Raw genomic sequence first — 17,460 nt, forward strand, 5'->3', positions numbered from 1 at the left:
CGAACGGATCACCCATGAAGCCCATACACATCCTTTGCCTCTGCCTTGCGCTCGGTGCCTGTTCGCGTGCCGCCAATGTCGGGCGCGCGCCCGACATGACGCCGCCGCGCGAAACGGAGGAGTTCCTCGCCATGACCAATCCCGAGCTGAACCTGATCCCCGACAGCGCCCGTCCCGAAGCCGCGGCTTCGCTGTGGGAAACCTCGCAAAGCTCTCTGGTGGGCGATCGCCGCGCGACCAGCCGCGGCGACATCCTGACGGTGGTGATCGAGATCGACGACCGCGCAGAGATTTCGAATTCTTCGGGCCGGTCGCGGAACGCGAAGGAAAACGCCGGCATCCCGGCGATGGCGGGCATCCCGCAACGCCTGGACCGCAAGCTACCCGAAGGCGCGAGCATGGCCGAACTGATGGAGGCCGACGCCTCTTCGACCTTCAAGGGCAGCGGCAACATCGCGCGGCGCGACAAGGTCACGCTGCGCGTCGCGGCGACGGTGCTGGATCGGCTACCGAATGGCGTCCTGCACATCCAGGGCACGCAGGAGGTACGGGTCAATTTTGAGGTTCGCGAACTGACCGTATCGGGCTTCGTGCGTCCCTCGGACGTCAGCCGACAGAACGAGATCGAGTATGACCGCATCGCGGGCGCCCGAATTTCCTATGGTGGCCGGGGTCAGATCACCGATGTCCAGCAGCCGCGCTACGGCCAGCAGGTCGCCGACATCCTGTTGCCGTTCTGAGGTCGGCGCGATGATCGGAAAGATCCTGTTCCTCGTGCTGCCGGTCGCCGCCTTCCTTGGCGGCTCGGCCGGCGGCGCGATGCTCCGTGGCGATGAAACCGTGATTGACGGGGGTCATGGTGAGGTGACGGCAGAAGGTCATGCGACCGAGGCAGAGGCAGGCGGCCACGACGCCGAGCCGGCTGCAGCACCGGTGAAGACCGCGAAGGCGGATATGCATGGTGGCGGACACGGCGAGGCCGGAAGCGGCGCCGTCGCCTGGTTCAACTTCCCGAGTCAGTTCTTCGTGCCCGTCGTGCGCAACGGCAACACCGACTACACCATGATCCTGACGCTGACACTGGAGACGCCGGGCGAGGCGCTGTCCGGGGTCGAAGCCTTGGAACATCGCTTGCGCGACGCGATGCTGCGCCAGTTGATCATCCACGCCAATACCGGTGGTTTCGACGGCAATTACACATCGGAAGGTCAGTTGAGAAAGCTGCGCGACGCGCTTCTGGCAGCCGCGCGTTCAGCCGGGGGCGACGGTGTCGACGCCGTGCTGATCGAGGATATCGCCCGGAAAGAGGGCTGATCCCTGCGGGGATTGCCCTCGACCGTGCCGGACGACTACGAAGAGCCGATCACGGGACGGGTTCTTCGATGCCGCACATGCCGATCGTCATCCTGATGGCCGTCTACAACGGCGCCCGCCACATGCAGGCACAGCTGGACAGCATCGCTGCGCAGGATCACCAGGACTGGTCCTTGATCGTCGGCGATGACGGTTCGGACGACGACAGCCGCAAGATCGTCGACGCCTTCGCCGCCTCACAGCCCGGCGGCCGCGTGCGGCGGATCGACGGTCCCCGGGCGGGCGCGACGGCCAATTTCCTGCATCTGGTCGACGCCGCACCCGAAGGCTGTGCCCTCGCCTTCTGCGATCAGGACGATGTCTGGCTGAGGGACAAGCTGGCTCGTGCCGCTTCCGCGCTGGCCTCACATGGGGCGGGCGCGGCGCATTATTCGGCGCGCACGATCATCGCCGGCCCTGACCTGAAGCCTCTTGGACCATCGCCGCGGTTCACCCGTCCGTTCGGATTGCGGAACGCTCTGGTTCAGGCCTGCACGGCGGGAAATACCAGCGTCTTCAGTCCGTCCGCGGCCGCGATCCTGCGTGCAGGTGCCGGTGCGGCGCGGCGAGCGGATGTCGTTTCCCATGATTGGTGGGCCTATCAGCTGATCGCCGCTTCGGGCGGCAGCATTCTCAAGGACGACCAGCCGGTGCTTTTATACAGGCAGCATGGTGGCAACGAGATGGGTCGCAACGATACCTGGCGGGCGAAGGTCAAGCGGCTCGGGATGCTGTTCGACGGCGATTTCGGCCGCTGGATGCGGGCCAATGTGAACGCGCTTCAGGGCGCGGACGACCTGCTGACACCCGAGGCGCGCGACATCACCGCCCACCTCCAATCGCTGCTTGCGGCGTCCGGACCCAAAGCCGCCGCGGGCTTCGCGCAGCTCGGGCTCTATCGTCACGAAGCGGCAGGGACAGCCGCCCTCTACCTTGCCGCCGCAGCGGGCCGACTGCGTCAGCGCGGCTGAATCAGCCCAGCAACCGCAGCAGATAGGTGCCGTAATCGTTCTTGGCGAAGGTCTTCGCCCGCGCGCGCAGCTGGTCCGCGTCGATCCACCCTTGCTCGAACGCGATCTCGTCCGGACAGCCCGTCTGCAGACCCTGCCGCTTTTCCAGCGTCCGCACGAAGTTGCCGGCATCCAGCAGGCTGCCATGCGTGCCGGTGTCCAGCCACGCGAATCCGCGCCCCATCCGCTCGACCGTCAGCGATCCGTCCCCGAGATAGCTTTCCAGAAGCGAGGTGATCTCCAGTTCGCCGCGCTCGGACGGTTGCACCTCTGCCGCGCGGCGCGAGGCGGTGCCGTCCAGGAAATAAAGCCCGGTCACCGCGTATTGTGAGGGCGGAACCGACGGCTTTTCCACGATCGCGCGGACCTTGCCGTCGTCCGCGAAATCCACCACGCCATAGCGTTCGGGGTCGACCACGCGATAGCCGAACACGGTCCCGCCATCGGGCTTCGCGTCGGCCGCCGCAAGCAACTCGCTCAGGCCGTGGCCGAAGAAGATGTTGTCGCCCAGCACCATCGCCGACGGCGCCCCGGCCAGAAAATCCTCGGCCAGAAGGTAGGCTTGCGCCAGCCCGTCGGGCGAGGGCTGCACGATCCACTCGAAATGCAGACCCCATTGCGAGCCATCGCCCAGCAGACGCTGAAACTGGCTCTGATCCTCGGGCGTGGTGATGATTGCGATGTCGCGGATGCCCGCGAGCATCAGCACCGAGACCGGATAATAGATCATCGGCTTGTCGTAGACGGGCAGAAGCTGCTTCGAGACGCCCATCGTGATCGGGTACAGCCGCGTGCCCGACCCGCCGGCAAGGATGATGCCCTTGCGCCCTGTCCCCTTGCTCATTCGCTATCCTTCAATTCGGCGAGGACGTCGGCAAGACCGGCATTCCAGTCCGGGCGTGCGATGCCGAAATCAGCCTCGATCCGGCTGCAATCCAGCCGCGAGTTCAGCGGTCGCTGCGCAGGCGTAGGATAGTCCGCAGTAGGGATCTCGTTGACGTCACACGACACACCGGCCTGCGCGAAGATCTCGCGTGCAAAACCCGCCCAGCTTGTCTCGGGGCCGCCGGCGAAGTGGTAGAGGCCGCGCTTGTCGCTGTCCCCGATCATCTGCTCGCCCATCGTCAGCAACGCCCGCGCGATCGCAGCGGCAGGCGTCGGGCCACCGATCTGGTCGGCGACGACGTTGATGCCGTCCTTTTCCGCGCCGAGTCGCAGCATCGTCTTGACGAAATTCGAACCGTGGGCCGAAAAAACCCAGGACGTGCGCAGGATCGCGGATTGACCGCCCGCCTCGGCCACGGCCGCTTCGCCGTCGCGCTTGCTGGACCCGTAGATGCCCAACGGTCCGGTCTCGTCGTCCTCGCGCCAAGGTCGGTCGCCCGATCCGTCGAACACGTAGTCGGTCGAAACGGTCAGAAACGGGATCGACAGTTCGGCACATTCCTCGGCCATCGCGGCGGGCGATTCCGTGTTGGCGAGACGGGCCGTCTCTTCATCGTCCTCGGCCTTGTCGACCGCAGTGAAGGCCGCGGCATTGATGACCAGACGCGGCTTCACGTCGCGGATCAGCGCCGCGCAATCCATCGGCCGTGCCAGATCCGCGCGCTCGCGGTCGGCATAGTCCGCGTCGGGCGCCAGCCGCTGCAATTCGCGGGCCACCTGCCCGGTCTTGCCGAATACCAGAAGTCCTTGCATCAACCCGCTCCCAACCGTTTTCCAACGCCGTCCCGCGCCAGCAGCGGCTGCCACCAGTCGCGGTTCGCGAGATACCATTCCACTGTGCGCCGCAGCCCTTCTTCGACCGTCACCGAGGGCCGCCAGCCCAGTTCCTCGCGGATGCGCGTCGGGTCGATCGCATAACGCCTGTCATGGCCGGGACGATCCGTGACGAAGGAAATCAGATCGGCGTGTGGCGCGCCTTCGGGGTGCAGATCGTCCATGTGGGCGCAGATCGTGCGGACAAGGTCGATATTCGTCGCCTCATTCTCGCCACCGATATTGTAGCTGCGGCCGACCTGCCCCTTTCCCAGGACCAGCAGCAACGCGTCGGCATGATCTTCGACATACAGCCAGTCACGGACATTGCCGCCGTCGCCATAAACCGGAATTGGCTGACCCGACAGCGCCTTCAGGATCACCACCGGGACCAGCTTTTCCGGGAAATGGTAAGGGCCGTAGTTGTTGGAGCAATTTGTCAGAACGACCGGCAGGCCGTAGGTCTCGTGCCAGGCGCGGACAAGATGGTCGCTGCCCGCTTTGCTGGCCGAATAGGGGCTGCGCGGATCGTAGGGCGTATCCTCGGTGAACTTTCCGGTTTCGCCGAGGCTGCCGAACACTTCGTCGGTCGAGATGTGGTGGAAACGGAAATGATCGGGCTTGCCGGCCTCGACCCAGTAGGCTCGGGCGGCTTCCAGCATGTTGTAGGTGCCGGTGATGTTCGTCTCTATGAAGGCGCCGGGGCCGTCGATCGATCGATCAACATGGCTTTCGGCGGCCAGATGCATCACCGCGTCGGGCTTGTGCAAGGCAAAGACCCGATCTAGCGCCTCACGGTTGCGGATGTCGCATTCTTCGAAACTGTAGAGGTTGCTTCCCGCCGCGCCCGCCACGTTCTGAAGGTTCGCCGCATAGGTCAGCGCGTCGACATTCACCACTTCATGTCCGCGTTCGACCGCAAGCCTGACCACCGCAGAGCCGATGAAGCCCGCGCCGCCCGTCACCAGAAGTTTCATGCGGCATCCCCGGTATCGAAGGGAGAGGTCCATTCGGCAAATGCCGGCGCTTTGCGGTCCTTGTCCGAAAGCTGAGGCGACTCGACGCCCCAGTCGATGCCGAGCGAATCCCAGCGCACCGCCCCGTCAGCCGCCTGATTGTAGTGGTCGGTACATTTGTAGATGATTTCCGTGTCGGGCTCGCGCGTCACGAAACCGTGCAGGAACCCCGCCGGCACCCACAGCTGGCGCCCGTTCTCGAAGCTCAGTTCCTCGCCGACCCATTGCCCGTATGTCGGGCTGCCACGGCGCGCATCGACGGCGACATCGTAAAGCGCGCCACGCCCACAGCGTACCAGCTTGCCCTGCGCATGGGGCGGCGCCTGGTAGTGAAGGCCCCGCAGCGTGCCGACCGCGGTCGACAACGAATGGTTGTCCTGAACGAATTCAGGCAGTTCCACCCCCGCCTCGCTCAGCGCCTTGCGATTCCAGCTTTCCGAGAAGAAGCCGCGCGCATCGCCGTGGCGTTTCGGGGTGATGACGACCACGTCGGGTATCGCCGTCGCTTCTATCTGCATCTTCGGGATCACTCTTCGGTCAGGCCGGCACGATATACGAATTCGGCCCGCCACTGTCACCCCCCGTGGCACTGGCGACGCAGCTCGGCGGCATCCCGCGCCTTCCCCGTCGAAGGCGTTGCCGGGCGTGTCCTATCCTTCTAGTTGTAGCGGTGCGAAGGACGGGCGAAGGACAATCGTTTCATGGCAATTGCGAGCACCGCCCGGGTCGCGGATTATCTGACCACGGGCTTCTGGCAGGATGTTGGCATGACCGCCCCCTTCTGGCGGATCGGTGCGGGCGACACGTTGAACGTTTCGAACACATTGCCGGGGGTCGAGGGCACGCTGGCCCGGATCGCGCTGGAGGCCTGGACTTCGGTCAGCGGGATCCAGTTTCGCACCGTGGCGAACGAGGCTGCGGCCCAGATCACGCTGAACAAGGAAGGTTCGTCCAGCCACGCGGATTTCCAGTATCGCGCCGATGGTTCGCTGATCCGGTCCGACGTCACCATGGCGTCGAACTGGTCGCTGTATTACGGCAGCACGCTTGACAGCTACTACATGCAGACTCTGGTCCATGAACTGGGCCACGCTTTGGGGCTAGGACATGCAGGCCCCTACAATGGCCAGGCCACGTGGGGCATCGACAACTTCTACGACAACGACAGTTGGCAGATGTCGGTGATGTCCTACTTCGCACCCACGCAGGCGCCTGCCGTGCGCGCGTCTTACGGCTGGGCAATCACCCCGATGCCGGCGGACATCGTCGCGATCCACCAGCTTTACGGCAAACCCACCGGCGTCAACGACGGCGCGACCACCTACGGCTGGAACAGCAATGCCGGCGGCATCCACGGCTATATCGGGCGCGCGCTGACCGCAGGAACACTGAAAGACCCGATCATGATGACGATCTATGATCAGGGCGGCATCGACACCCTGGACCTGTCTCGCGACAGGTTCGATCAGCGCATCTCTCTGGCAGCGCAAAGCTTTTCGGACGTACTGGGCCAAACCGGCAATCTGGGTATCGCCTATGAAACCGTGATCGAGAATGTCCGCGCGGGCCTGGGTCATGATACGGTAATCGGCAACATCGTCGCCAATTCGCTGAGCGGCGGCGTCGGCAACGACCGCCTGTTCGGAGGCGGCGGGCACGACACGCTGCTGGGTGACGACGGCAATGACCTGCTGTCCGGCGATGCCGGCAACGATCTGCTGATCGGCAGCCTTGGAAACGACCGAATGATGGGCGGTGCGGGTCGCGACACCCTGTCGGGCGGTGCCGGAAATGACTCGATGGCGGGCGGCACCGATGCTGATCGATTGAACGGGCATGACGGCGCCGACCTGATCGACGGTCAGGAAGGGTCGGACACGCTGATCGGCGGTGCCGGCAACGATACGCTGAGCGGCGGCGCGGGCAACGATCTGATAAACGGTGGCAGCGGTCTGAACCTGCTGGCGGGGAACCATGGTAACGACACGATCATCGGCGCAGGCGACCGTGATCGCGTCTTCTCGGGGGTCGGCGACGATCGGATGGTCCTCTACGGTGGCAACGATGTCGGGTACGGTGGCACGGGGAACGATCGCCTGAACGGCGGCAACGGCGCCGACACATTGCGCGGCGAGGACGGAAACGACACGCTTTACGGCGGTCTTCACAACGATCTTCTTCTGGGCGGCGCGGGTAACGACAGCCTGATGGGCGACCGGCATGACGACCGGCTCGATGGCGGGATCGGCGATGACTGGCTGAGCGGCGGCTGGGAAAACGATCGGCTTTGGGGACGGGCCGGCGCAGACACGGTCAACGGCGGCCGCGGCAACGATACGCTCGACGGCGGCGGTGATGCCGACCTGCTGATCGGGGGCGGGGGTGCCGATCGTTTCATCTTCCGCGCGGCGTCCGACAGCCGTATGGCCGCGCCCGACACGATCGCCGATTTCCAGCGCGGGACCGATCGGATGGATTTCACCGCAATGGAGCTGACCTGGTGTGGCCAGACCGCTTTCAGCGGCGAAGATCGCGCGGAACTGCGCTATGAAACCGAGGGGGCGGACCTGTTCGTTCTGGCCGATGCGAACGGGGACGGAACCGCCAATCTGCGCCTGTGTCTGTCCGACGTCGACGCGATCACGGCGCAGGATTTCCTGCTTTAGTCGCGCGCGCCGTCCTTCGGCGGGTTGCGACCGTCCGTCTCATCGGTCCTGCCGAACAGACCAGCGAGACCGCGGCTAACCAGATTTCCGACCTTGGGACGCGGCTGATGGATGAAGGGCAACGGCCGGCAGACCTCCATCGCGGCGATGCCGACGCGGGCGGTCAGAGCACCGTTGACGACCCCCTCGCCGAAACGACGGCTGACCTTGGCCAGCATCCCGCCACCAGCCACCGTGTGGATCAGGTCATCGCCCGCTGCCACGGCGCCCGTCGCCACAAGATGAGTGATGACGGTCCGCGCAAGCCGCCACCCACCAACGGCGCCTGCCCGCCCGCCATAGATCTCGGCCATGCGTCGGATCATCCTCAGGTTCGCCGCCAGGGCCGCCATCACGTCGGCCAAGGCCAGCGGGATCAACGCGGTCGCCGCGGCGACGGTGCGCGCCGCAGCCTCGATCTCGCGCCGGGCTTCCTGATCGAGCGGGGCCAGAAGCTCGGTTTCAGCCAGACCCAGAAGCGTCTGGGCATCGAAGACATCGCCACGCCGTTCGGCGAGGCGGTCGCGCGCCCATTGCGTTTCCGTCCGCCTGCCATAGAGCGCCAGCATCCGGTCGGTCACTGACTTGGCCCCGGTCAGATCACTTTTGGCCAGGGCAGCGCCCGCATCGCGGTGGATCGCATCGATCACCCCGAACCGCGCCCAGGCCCGGTATTCACGGATCGCCATGCCGAGTGCGGCAATCGCGAACAGCGCGAACAAAGCCACGCCGATCCATCCCAGCAGAGGATAGCGGGCGATCAGGTTGTTGATGAAGTTCAGCGCCGCGACCGACAGAAGGAAGGTGAAAAGCGCGACGCCGGTATTGATGAAGAACCGGGTCAGCCTTGATGGTCCCCGACCGGCCAGGCGCAGCACCATCTCCATCGTGCGGGGACGCGGCAGCGGACCTGCACCATCGTCGATCGGCGCCGCGTCGGCGGGATTGGGTCCGGCGTCATTCTGCACACGCTCGCGCCTCGGCGCCTCGGTTCGGGGCGGCTCCTCGCCTGCGAAGGGGCGCGGGTCGGGGCGAGGTGTCCGCGCAGGTCCATCGCCCAGATCCAGTACGACAGGGCCGCGACGCTTTCGATCCTCGCTCACAGCCGGTCCCCGATCAGAAATTCGGCGGCCTTGTCCAGCCGGATATGGGGCGGTCCGTCGCCGGGTCGGGCGGTGTCCGCAGCGGGGGCGAAGTTCATCGCCGCGAAATCTCCGTCCAGCCAGTTGGTCGAACCTTCGGCGGCAGGACGCAGCAGATCGGATGGATTGCCGGGCAGTTCGCCCGCATAAAAGGCTGCCTGCCGCCCATCCATCAGCGTGCCGCGCACCGCCGGCAGATCCTCGCCATCCTGATGGATCACGTCCTCGGTCGTTGTTCGCAAGGCGGCGATCGCCATCGCCTCGGTCCGCGCACCGGAAAAATCGGCGCGGTCGCGCGCCTCGCGCAGCATCGCCGACAGGATCGCGGCCAGTTTCGGATGCTGGACGTGGTTCAGGTGATCGGCTTTGGTCGCGGCGAACAGGATCCGCTCCACCCGGCGCGTGCCCAGAAGCTGCGCCAGCCAGCCGGCGCGGCCCGGACGGAAGGCACCGAGAATATCGGCCATCGCGCGGCGCATGTCCTCGACCGCCTGCGGGCCCTGATGGATCGCGCCTAGGACGTCGACCAGCACCACCTGCCGGTCGATCCGGGCGAAATGATCGCGGAAGAACGGCTTCACCACCCGCAAGCGATAGGCGTCGTAGCGGCGGCGGAACTCTCGTCCGATGGGACCCTTCGACAGATCTTCGGGCAGCGGCGCGAAGGTCAGTGCCGGCGACCCCTCCATCTCGCCCGGCAACAGGAAGCGTCCCGGCGTGCAATCCGACCAGCCGGCGTCGCGCGCAGCGCGCAGATGGGCGGTAAAGGCGGTGGCGAGGCGCTGCGCCTGCGGCTCGTCAAACCGCGCCGCGCCATCGATCGCGGCCAGTTCCGCCTGATAGTCGTCGGCGAGCGGTCGGCCCTGCATCTGGTCCAGCGTCTCGGCCGACCATTGCGCGAAATCGCGGTCCATCAGCCGCAGGTCCAGCAGCCATTCGCCGGGATAATCGACGATATCCAGATGCAGTGTCTGCATCCCGCGCAATCCACCCAGCAATCCGCGCGGCCGAATCCGCAGCGACAGGCGCAACTGGCTGACATGGCGCGTGCCCTCGGGCCAGTGCGGGTCGGCACCGGTCAGCGCCGCAAGGTGACGTTCGTAATCGAAGCGCGGAACGGTATCGTCGGGCTGCGGCTGCAGCCAGGCCGAAACGATCGAGCCGTCGGCAGCCGCGCGCAGCGCGTGCATCCGGCCCCGATCCATCAGATTGGCGACAAGGCTGGTGATGAACACGGTCTTGCCCGCGCGCGACAGCCCGGTAACGCCCAGTCGGACGACGGGGTCCGACAGGCCAATGCCCTGCATCAGATCGCTGCCCAGTCCCATGCCGCTCCCTTCCTCGCGTCCGGGGAAGATAGGCACGGGGGGCAGCCTTGAACAGAGGGCTTCCCGGCACCGGTCTGCCTTGACATAAGCGGCAGATGCCCGAGCGCCTGTCCATCGATGAGGTCCTGCCCGCCCTGTGCGATGCGCTTGCGGCCAGCGGGCGCGCGGTCCTGGTGGCCCCACCGGGCGCGGGCAAGACCACGCGCGTGCCGCTGGCGCTGCTAGGGCAGACAGAGGGCAAGATCCTGATGCTGGAACCGCGCAGGCTGGCCGCGCGCGCCGCTGCCGAGCGGCTGGCGGAAGGGCTGGGTGAGCCCGTTGGGCAGCGCATCGGCTACCGGATGCGCGGGGACAGCGTCGCGGGCAGCCGGATCGAGGTGGTGACCGAAGGCATCCTGACGCGGATGATCCAGTCCGATCCGTCGCTGGACGGAACCTCTTGCGTGATCTTCGACGAGTTCCACGAACGTAGCCTGAACGCCGATCTTGGCCTCGCACTGGTTTGGGAAGCGCGGGGCGCGCTGCGCCCCGATCTGGCGGTGCTGGTGATGTCAGCGACCCTGGATGCACAGCCCGTCGCGACCCTGCTGGACGACGCGCCGATCATCCGGTCCGAGGGTCAGGCCTTTCCGGTCGAGACGCGTTGGCTGGAAAGGCCGCTGCCCGCCGGCGCTCGTTGGCTCGATGCAGCGACGGCGCTGATCAGGCAGGCCGAGGACGAGACCGCAGAGGGCACGATCCTCACCTTCCTGCCGGGTGAAGGAGAGATCCGGCGCATAGCTCGGATGCTGGAGGGTCTCGGCTGCGAGGTGCTGCCGCTTTACGGCGCGCTCGATGCCAAGGCGCAGCGCGCGGCGCTGGCACCGCCTGGCGCGGTGCGGCGGATCGTTCTGGCGACGGCCATCGCGGAAACCTCGCTCACGATCCCCGAGGTGCGGGTGGTGGTCGATGCGGGCCGCGCGCGCCGCGCCCGGTTCGATCCGGGCAGCGGCATGTCGCGGCTGGTCACGGAACGCGTCAGCCGAGCAGAGGCGGATCAGCGCCGGGGCCGCGCGGGCCGGGTCGCGCCGGGCACATGCTACCGCCTGTGGGCGCGGGCCGAGGAAGGCGCGCTTCCCGCCTTCGCCCCGCCCGAGATCGCAGTCGCCGACCTGACCGGCCTCGCGCTGGAACTGGCCGCTTGGGGCGCCGCACCCGGCGATCTCGCCTTCCTGACGCCCCCGCCCGAAGCGCCGCTGGCGGAAGCGCGCGCGCTGCTGCGTGACCTCGGCGCGCTGGACGATGATGGGCGGATCACCGATCACGGCAAGTCGCTGGCCACGCTGCCCCTTCATCCGCGGCTTGCGCATATGCTGGCCGTCGCGGGTCCGCAGGCAGCCGACCTCGCAGCACTTCTATCCGACCGCGATCCGCTTCGGGGCGCATCCGCTGACCTGACGCTGCGACTGCGCGCGATCCGTGGCGAGACGGTCGCGGCACAGGCCGATCCGGGAGCACTGCATCGCATCCGGGCTGAGGCGAGGCGCTTGCGACGCATGATTTCGGGCCAGGCCGAACCGTTGAATCCGGGTCCAACGGCCGCGCTGGCCTATCCCGACCGGATCGGGTTGCGCCGCAAGGGCGAGGCGCCACGCTTCGTGCTGTCGGGCGGCAAGGGCGCTGTCCTGGATGCGGGCGATCCGTTGGCGAACGACAGGCTGATCGTCGCCGTCGATCTGGACGGTGACGCCCGCGAAGCCCGGATCCGGCTGGCCGCACCGCTGTCCGAGGACGATCTGCGCACGCTTTACGGTGACCGGTTCAAGGCGTTGAGGATCTGCGACTGGTCACGCCGCGAGGGTCGTGTTCAGGCGCGCGAACAGGAACGGCTTGGCGCGCTGGTGCTGTCAGACCGCGCCTGGACCGACGCGCCGGAGGATGCGATTGCCGCCGCAGCGTGGGACGGTCTTCGGCAGGATGGACTAAGTTGGACGAAAGACGCCGCGCGGCTGCGGGCGCGGATCGCGCTCGTCCCGGACATGCCGGCGGTGGACGATGAAAGCCTGCTGGCTGACGGCGACTGGCTGTTGCCGTGGCTGGGCCGCGTTCGCACGCTTGCGGATCTGCGCGCGCTGGATCTCAGCGAGCCATTGCTTACCCTGATCGGCTGGGATGGTCAGCAGCGGCTGGATCGGGACGCGCCGGCGCAATTCACCACGCCGCTGGGGCGGAAGGTGCCGATCGACTACGATCACGAAGACCCCTCGATCGACGTCCGCCTGCAGGAGATGTTCGGCGTCACGCGCCATCCCGTCGTCGGCGGGCGGCCCTTGCGGATCACGCTGCTGTCCCCGGCACATCGGCCGGTTCAGGTGACGATGGATCTGCCGGGCTTCTGGGCGAATTCCTATGCCGATGTCAGGAAGGACATGCGCGGCCGCTATCCGCGCCACCCCTGGCCAGAGGACCCGACCGAAGCCGATCCGACCCTGCGGGCCAAGCCGCGCGGAACCTGAGGCCCGCGCGGCCTTTTCTTAGACCTGCTCCAGCAGTGATTCCCCGGCTGACACGCTGCACTGGCCAGGCCCCTCTTCGACATTGATCACGTCGACGGTGCCATTGCTCGCCAGCAACGCATAGCGCTTGGACCGGCCGTGAAGGCCCGCTAGCGGCGCGTCGAAATTCTGCCCCATCGCGCGGGTGAACGAGCCATCGGCATCGGCAAGGACCTCGATCCCGGCATCGCCCGCACCGGTCGCGTCAGACCAGGCCTTCGCGACGAAGGGATCGTTGACGGTCACGCAGACGATGCGGCTGACGCCCTTGTCGCGGAACGCCTGCGCGGTGCGCACGAAGCTGGGCATGTGCGCGTTGGTGCAGGTGCCCGTGAAGGCGCCGGGCACGGCGAAGATCGCCACGCGCCCGCTTTGGAATTCGCTGGTCGAAACTTGTTCGGGACCTTTTTCGCCCACGCGCAGCAGATTGGCGTCGGGCAGCTTGTCTCCGGCCTCGATCGGCATCGGAACCTCCTTCGTTGAAACGATCCGGGCCGGACTATAGGGTCGCCGCGCGAGTTGGGCCAGCGGGACATGGTGATGCGGATCGTGGGCGGCAACCTGAGGGGACTGAAACTGGCCGAGGTCGGGGCAGGCGATACGGCGGCGCATCTGCGCCCCACGACCGACCGCGTGCGCGAGGCGATCTTCAACTTGCTAACAAACGGACGCGGACGCGACCCGGTGCCCGGCGCGCGTGTGCTGGACCTGTTTGCGGGAACCGGCGCCCTGGGCCTCGAGGCCTTGTCGCGCGGGGCGGCGCGGGTGGCCTTTGTCGATGACGGCGTGAAGGCACGGGCGCTGATCCGCGAAAACATCGACAAGGCGCGGGCGATGGGCGTGACCGACCTGTGGCGCCGTGATGCCAGTGCTTTGGGGACCAACCGCGCCGCACCCTACACGCTGATCTTCCTCGACCCGCCCTACGGCACGGGTCTGGGCGAGCGGGCGATCGCCTCGGCGCTTGCGGGTGGCTGGATCGCACCGGGCGCCATCATCGTGTGGGAGGATTCGGTCCCGCCCGCGATCCCCGCTCCGCTGATCCAGACCGATCAGCGGCGATACGCCGACACGCTGGTGACGCTGGCCACGATGCCGCAAGCGTGAGAGATCGTGGGCTTGCCGGATGCGCGGCATCATGGCGTTCTTCGAGCATGACTTCGAAGGAGTTTTCGATGCCGTTGCACACCGCCCGCCGCGCCGCACAGATGAGCCCGGTCCTGTTCGCGTTAGCCTTCGGCGCTTATGCGCAGACGACCGAGCAAGCCGATCACGCCGGTCACACGATGGCCGCGCCTGCTGAAACATCGGCCGGTGATGGGGCGCCGCCGGCGCGTGCGTTGTCCGATGCGGACCAGGCCTTCAAGGCAGCCATGGAAAAGATGCATGAAGGCATGGCGATCGAGTTGAGCGGCGACCCCGACGTCGACTTCGCGCGCGGCATGATCGCGCACCATCAAGGCGCGATCGACATGGCCAACGTCTTGCTGGATCACGGCGACGACCCCGACATGCGCGCACTTGCCGAAGAGATCATCGCCGCGCAGGAAGCCGAGATCGCGACGATGCAGGCATGGCTGAAGGTCAACGCGCCATCCAACTGACCGCGAGACGCGTCTAGCAGCCCATCACCGCACAGATGTTACGTCGATAGGCGCTGTTGGCCTCGCTCTCCGGCGCGGGTGTTGTGGTCGCTGTCGCTGGCGGTGTGCAGTTCGAGACGTAGTCGGGGGCAATGCCCGCGTTCACGCATTGCCCGATATCCCAGCCGGGCGGCACGTCGGCCAGATCGACGCTTTTCCACTTCGGATGCCCGCTTTCCTTCAACTGATCCAGCCGTGTCAGAATCTGGTGCGACATTTCCGAGACCGCGGCGCAGGAACTACGGTGGTAAGCGTTGCGCCGCGGCTGGTAATCGTAGGTCATCAGCACCGCCTTGACCGCGACGGTGTCGAGCGGGCCGGTCTGGAACGCGTAGGTGCCTTCCGGGATCGTGGACCAGCTGTAGACCGACCGCAGGACCTCATCGGTGATCGGGACAAGATGCAGGGTGTCGCCGTCTATGGATTCGTCCTGGAACAGCGTGGCGGGGGCACCCGCGACATAGACCAGCGCGTCGATCTGGCCATCCTGCAATTGCGGCAATGCTTCGGCGGGGTTCAGCAGAACGCGCTCGGCCGGCTCGATCCCGGCAAGCGACAGGATCAGCGACGAGGTCAGGTACGTGCCGCTGTTCTCGACCCCGATGGCCACGCGTTTTCCGGCCAGGTCGCCCAGCGTCTCGATGTCGGCTTTGGCAAGGATATGGAGCTCTTCGTCGTAGAGCGGAACGGCGATACGGACCCCGGCGACCGCCCGGGCGATGGCCTGATCCTCGGCGGCGAAGGTCCGCATGTATTCCAGCACGTCGCTTTGCACGATGCCGAACTGGGTGTTGGGTCGCTGCCTGACGGCGAGGAAATTTTCCAGCGATCCGGCCGATTCAACGACCTCCATCGTCTGACCACAGGTTTCCATCAGCCCGCTGAGGTCGCGGCCGAACTGGATATAGGTTCCGCTGGGCGAGCCGGTCATGATGCTCATCTGCGCCTCTTGCGCGACGGCTTTGCCGGGCGGCGCAACAAAGGAGAGGGCAGCGAAGAGAACGGCGCAGGCGCGCGCTATCGGCAGGGCGATCATGACGGCATTCTCCGTGGGGGCGGCCGGTTCAGCATCTCGGCAGTCGCGTCATCAGCGCGAGAAGCGTCTGGCGGTTGATTGGATCTTGAACCTGCGCCAGAGCGTCTGGCGCACAGACGCCCTGCACCAGCAGGTCGTGCAGACGGGTTCGCAGCACCGGGTCGGTGGGGGCGCCGGGTGCGTCGGCCACCACGCCGGCGACCAGCGCGGCATCGCGCGGCTCGCCCGCCGCAAGTTCAATGGCAGGAATGTCGTCAGCGTCCGTAGGCGCTGTATCCGTGGAAATCGGCGCGGCCGTCGCCCCCTCTGGCGCCTGCCGTTTCAGCGCTTCAAGTTCGGCGCGTGCAGCTTCCAGTTCCGCTCGCAGCGCCGCGTTTTCATCATCAGGCGCTGTCGTGGTGTCCGCTGAGCGCTCAGGAGAGTCCGCCTGCTGCGCCTGCGCGTGCAGCGGAAGCGAAAGGATAGCGGCGGCGATGATGCCGGTGGCTGTCGATATCCTGAACAAGGCAATACTCGCGACTCGTTCACGAAAGCATGAGGCGCGTTAACCAATATGTCAAATCATACGCGTCGCGTTTGCTTTTGTTATCAGTCTCCTAGCAAGTCACGCCGACGAAATATGCTCTATATGTCCGCAAATTCACGCCAGCTTTGACACGTTCTCCAGCGCGATGACCTGCACCGCAGCTTCGACCGCACCAGGGCCATGGGGCAGGTCAAGCGCCTGCATGCCGGCGTCCATCGACGCCAGAACCCCCAGATGCGTGGCGGTGTTCAGGTGCCCCATATGGGCAACGCGCAGCGCGTTGGCGGGGTCAGCCGCACCCAACCCGACACCCAGAACTACGCCCGCCTCACGCGACAACCATGCCCGCAGCGCATCTGCGCCGGGCACCCGGGCCGCGGTGACGGAATGGGCGCGACGATCCGGATCGGCCACGTTCATCGCGATGCGCGCGCCGTCGGCGCCACCCTTAGCGCCCCAGGCATCGAAGGCGGCCCACGTGGCCCGTGCCAGCCTTGCGTGGCGCGCCCAGACGGCTTCCAGGCCTTCTTTTTCCAGCATCGCCAACGCCTCGGTCAGGCCGAAGACCTGTTGCACCGGCGCGGTGCCGCCCCAGAACTGCCACAACTCGGTCGCGTTGGCCCGGATCGTCCAGTCCCAATAGGGCGCGAAATTGTCGGTTCTCCCGCGCCGCGCCGCCCGGTCCGAGAACCAGACGAAGCAGGTGCCCGGCACCGACATCAGCCCCTTCTGGCTGGCCGAGATCAGCACGTCCACGCCCCATTCGTCCATGAACATGGGCGAGCAACCCAGCGAAGCGATGGCATCGACCACCAAGAGCGCTGGGTGGTCGCCCATCGCCGCCCGCAGTGCCGGGATGTCCGCAACGGCGGAGCTGGCCGTATCGGTCTGGCACACCATCACCGCCGTGATGCGACCGTCGCGATCCTGCGAAAGACGATCAGCCAGCCGGTTGGCGTCGGGCGGCGCCTCGCCGAAATCCAGCACATCGACATCGACGCCCTGGGCGCGGGTATATTCGGCCCAGGACCGCCCGAAATGGCCCGAGGCGATGACCAGCGCCCGATCGCCGCGCGAAAACAGGTTGGCGTTGGCCGCCTGCCACGCGGCATGGCCGTTGCCGATATAGGGCGCGACATTAGCGCGCGTGCCCGCCAGCCGCTTCAATCCGTCCATCAGCTTCCGGTTCACCTCGCCCAGTTCGGCTGCGTAGATGTCAGGGCTGGGACGATGCATCGCCGCCAGCACCCGCTCGGGCGTGGGGGACGGTCCGGGAATTGCGACGATCGGGCGTCCGGTACCAAGGCTCATGATGGCTCCTGTCAGGGGATGCCCGATGGGTAGGCCTGTGTGCCGGGGGCGTCAATCTGTCGTCCGAGACGGCCTCGAACGACCGCCCGGCCTTGCCT

The 17,460-nt window shown here is 66.5% G+C and carries 17 protein-coding genes; 7 read left to right on the forward strand and 10 right to left on the reverse strand.

Going from position 1 to position 17,460, the window contains the following annotated elements; all coding sequences use genetic code 11:
- Window positions 1–14 precede the first annotated feature (14 nt).
- From flgH to MLD63_RS01550, 3 genes are all read left to right on the forward strand, one after another.
- Window positions 15–740, forward strand: a complete 726-nt coding sequence (flgH, locus tag MLD63_RS01540) for a flagellar basal body L-ring protein FlgH (RefSeq protein ID WP_255328078.1) — start codon at window positions 15–17, stop codon at window positions 738–740.
- 10 nt (window positions 741–750) lie between these two features.
- The gene (locus tag MLD63_RS01545) at window positions 751–1,314 is read left to right on the forward strand and encodes a flagellar basal body-associated FliL family protein (protein WP_255328079.1); all 564 of its coding nucleotides are present in this window, start codon (window positions 751–753) and stop codon (window positions 1,312–1,314) included.
- Between the two features lie 77 nt (window positions 1,315–1,391).
- Window positions 1,392–2,324, forward strand: a complete 933-nt coding sequence (locus MLD63_RS01550) for a glycosyltransferase (protein WP_255328080.1) — start codon at window positions 1,392–1,394, stop codon at window positions 2,322–2,324.
- Window position 2,325: 1 nt separating this feature from the next.
- Here the strand turns inward: MLD63_RS01550 and rfbA are convergent, their stop codons facing one another.
- From rfbA to rfbC, 4 genes are read right to left on the reverse strand one after another with little or no spacing between them, the layout of a single operon-like run.
- Window positions 2,326–3,207, reverse strand: a complete 882-nt coding sequence (gene rfbA / locus MLD63_RS01555) for a glucose-1-phosphate thymidylyltransferase RfbA (protein ID WP_255328081.1) — start codon at window positions 3,205–3,207, stop codon at window positions 2,326–2,328.
- On the reverse strand, window positions 3,204–4,061 hold the full coding sequence (rfbD, locus tag MLD63_RS01560) for a dTDP-4-dehydrorhamnose reductase (RefSeq protein WP_255328082.1): 858 nt from the start codon (window positions 4,059–4,061) through the stop codon (window positions 3,204–3,206). The genes rfbA and rfbD overlap by 4 nt, the downstream gene beginning before the upstream one ends.
- On the reverse strand, window positions 4,061–5,098 hold the full coding sequence (gene rfbB, locus MLD63_RS01565; RefSeq protein WP_255328084.1) for a dTDP-glucose 4,6-dehydratase: 1,038 nt from the start codon (window positions 5,096–5,098) through the stop codon (window positions 4,061–4,063). The genes rfbD and rfbB overlap by 1 nt, the downstream gene beginning before the upstream one ends.
- Window positions 5,095–5,655 (reverse strand): dTDP-4-dehydrorhamnose 3,5-epimerase, encoded by a 561-nt coding sequence (gene rfbC, locus MLD63_RS01570; protein WP_255328478.1) that lies wholly within the window; start codon window positions 5,653–5,655, stop codon window positions 5,095–5,097. Before rfbC ends, rfbB begins: the two co-directional genes overlap by 4 nt.
- A gap of 183 nt (window positions 5,656–5,838) precedes the next feature.
- Here rfbC and MLD63_RS01575 point away from each other — a divergent pair, with 183 nt between their 5' ends.
- Window positions 5,839–7,803 (forward strand): M10 family metallopeptidase, encoded by a 1,965-nt coding sequence (locus MLD63_RS01575; protein WP_255328085.1) that lies wholly within the window; start codon window positions 5,839–5,841, stop codon window positions 7,801–7,803.
- Here the strand turns inward: MLD63_RS01575 and MLD63_RS01580 are convergent.
- Both MLD63_RS01580 and MLD63_RS01585 read right to left on the reverse strand, forming a co-directional pair.
- Window positions 7,800–8,945, reverse strand: a complete 1,146-nt coding sequence (locus MLD63_RS01580) for a YcjF family protein (protein WP_255328086.1) — start codon at window positions 8,943–8,945, stop codon at window positions 7,800–7,802. The two genes, MLD63_RS01575 and MLD63_RS01580, sit on opposite strands and share 4 nt — an antisense overlap.
- On the reverse strand, window positions 8,942–10,312 hold the full coding sequence (locus MLD63_RS01585) for a YcjX family GTP-binding protein (RefSeq protein ID WP_255328479.1): 1,371 nt from the start codon (window positions 10,310–10,312) through the stop codon (window positions 8,942–8,944). The genes MLD63_RS01580 and MLD63_RS01585 overlap by 4 nt, the downstream gene beginning before the upstream one ends.
- A 95-nt stretch (window positions 10,313–10,407) precedes the next feature.
- Between MLD63_RS01585 and hrpB the strand changes: the two genes are divergently transcribed.
- Window positions 10,408–12,807, forward strand: a complete 2,400-nt coding sequence (gene hrpB, locus MLD63_RS01590; protein ID WP_255328087.1) for an ATP-dependent helicase HrpB — start codon at window positions 10,408–10,410, stop codon at window positions 12,805–12,807.
- An 18-nt stretch (window positions 12,808–12,825) separates the two neighbouring features.
- On the opposite strand, the gene MLD63_RS01595 is transcribed toward hrpB, so the two are convergent.
- The gene (locus MLD63_RS01595; RefSeq protein ID WP_255328088.1) at window positions 12,826–13,311 is read right to left on the reverse strand and encodes a peroxiredoxin; all 486 of its coding nucleotides are present in this window, start codon (window positions 13,309–13,311) and stop codon (window positions 12,826–12,828) included.
- Between the two features lie 75 nt (window positions 13,312–13,386).
- Between MLD63_RS01595 and MLD63_RS01600 the strand changes: the two genes are divergently transcribed.
- Together MLD63_RS01600 and copM are read left to right on the forward strand one after the other, a co-directional pair.
- The gene (locus tag MLD63_RS01600; RefSeq protein WP_255328480.1) at window positions 13,387–13,953 is read left to right on the forward strand and encodes an RsmD family RNA methyltransferase; all 567 of its coding nucleotides are present in this window, start codon (window positions 13,387–13,389) and stop codon (window positions 13,951–13,953) included.
- 68 nt (window positions 13,954–14,021) lie between these two features.
- Entirely contained in the window at window positions 14,022–14,450 is a 429-nt protein-coding gene (copM, locus tag MLD63_RS01605) for a CopM family metallochaperone (protein WP_439957603.1), read from the forward strand.
- A 13-nt stretch (window positions 14,451–14,463) separates the two neighbouring features.
- On the opposite strand, the gene MLD63_RS01610 is transcribed toward copM, so the two are convergent.
- The 3 genes from MLD63_RS01610 to MLD63_RS01620 form a co-directional block, all read right to left on the reverse strand.
- Complete coding sequence (locus MLD63_RS01610) at window positions 14,464–15,525, reverse strand: TAXI family TRAP transporter solute-binding subunit (RefSeq protein WP_255328089.1); 1,062 nt, start codon at window positions 15,523–15,525, stop codon at window positions 14,464–14,466.
- Window positions 15,526–15,553: 28 nt separating this feature from the next.
- On the reverse strand, window positions 15,554–16,030 hold the full coding sequence (locus MLD63_RS01615) for a hypothetical protein (RefSeq protein ID WP_255328090.1): 477 nt from the start codon (window positions 16,028–16,030) through the stop codon (window positions 15,554–15,556).
- A gap of 135 nt (window positions 16,031–16,165) precedes the next feature.
- Window positions 16,166–17,362, reverse strand: coding sequence for a pyridoxal-phosphate-dependent aminotransferase family protein (locus MLD63_RS01620; RefSeq protein ID WP_255328091.1), 1,197 nt, complete (start codon window positions 17,360–17,362; stop codon window positions 16,166–16,168).
- Window positions 17,363–17,460 lie beyond the last annotated feature (98 nt).

The sequence above is a fragment of the Paracoccus albicereus genome, from assembly GCF_024359525.1.
GTDB lineage: Bacteria > Pseudomonadota > Alphaproteobacteria > Rhodobacterales > Rhodobacteraceae > Paracoccus > Paracoccus albicereus.

Excerpts from the sequence above, each read along its gene's own strand:
- flgH (WP_255328078.1), top strand. The coding sequence starts at position 15 with ATGAAGCCCATACACATCCTTTGCCTCTGCCTTGCGCTCGGTGCCTGT.
- MLD63_RS01545 (WP_255328079.1), top strand. The coding sequence starts at position 751 with ATGATCGGAAAGATCCTGTTCCTCGTGCTGCCGGTCGCCGCCTTCCTT.
- MLD63_RS01550 (WP_255328080.1), top strand. The coding sequence starts at position 1,392 with ATGCCGATCGTCATCCTGATGGCCGTCTACAACGGCGCCCGCCACATG.
- rfbA (WP_255328081.1), bottom strand. The coding sequence starts at position 3,207 with ATGAGCAAGGGGACAGGGCGCAAGGGCATCATCCTTGCCGGCGGGTCG.
- rfbD (WP_255328082.1), bottom strand. The coding sequence starts at position 4,061 with ATGCAAGGACTTCTGGTATTCGGCAAGACCGGGCAGGTGGCCCGCGAA.
- rfbB (WP_255328084.1), bottom strand. The coding sequence starts at position 5,098 with ATGAAACTTCTGGTGACGGGCGGCGCGGGCTTCATCGGCTCTGCGGTG.
- rfbC (WP_255328478.1), bottom strand. The coding sequence starts at position 5,655 with ATGCAGATAGAAGCGACGGCGATACCCGACGTGGTCGTCATCACCCCG.
- MLD63_RS01575 (WP_255328085.1), top strand. The coding sequence starts at position 5,839 with ATGGCAATTGCGAGCACCGCCCGGGTCGCGGATTATCTGACCACGGGC.
- MLD63_RS01585 (WP_255328479.1), bottom strand. The coding sequence starts at position 10,312 with ATGGGACTGGGCAGCGATCTGATGCAGGGCATTGGCCTGTCGGACCCC.
- hrpB (WP_255328087.1), top strand. The coding sequence starts at position 10,408 with ATGCCCGAGCGCCTGTCCATCGATGAGGTCCTGCCCGCCCTGTGCGAT.
- MLD63_RS01595 (WP_255328088.1), bottom strand. The coding sequence starts at position 13,311 with ATGCCGATCGAGGCCGGAGACAAGCTGCCCGACGCCAATCTGCTGCGC.
- MLD63_RS01600 (WP_255328480.1), top strand. The coding sequence starts at position 13,387 with ATGCGGATCGTGGGCGGCAACCTGAGGGGACTGAAACTGGCCGAGGTC.
- copM (WP_439957603.1), top strand. The coding sequence starts at position 14,022 with ATGCCGTTGCACACCGCCCGCCGCGCCGCACAGATGAGCCCGGTCCTG.
- MLD63_RS01610 (WP_255328089.1), bottom strand. The coding sequence starts at position 15,525 with ATGATCGCCCTGCCGATAGCGCGCGCCTGCGCCGTTCTCTTCGCTGCC.
- MLD63_RS01620 (WP_255328091.1), bottom strand. The coding sequence starts at position 17,362 with ATGAGCCTTGGTACCGGACGCCCGATCGTCGCAATTCCCGGACCGTCC.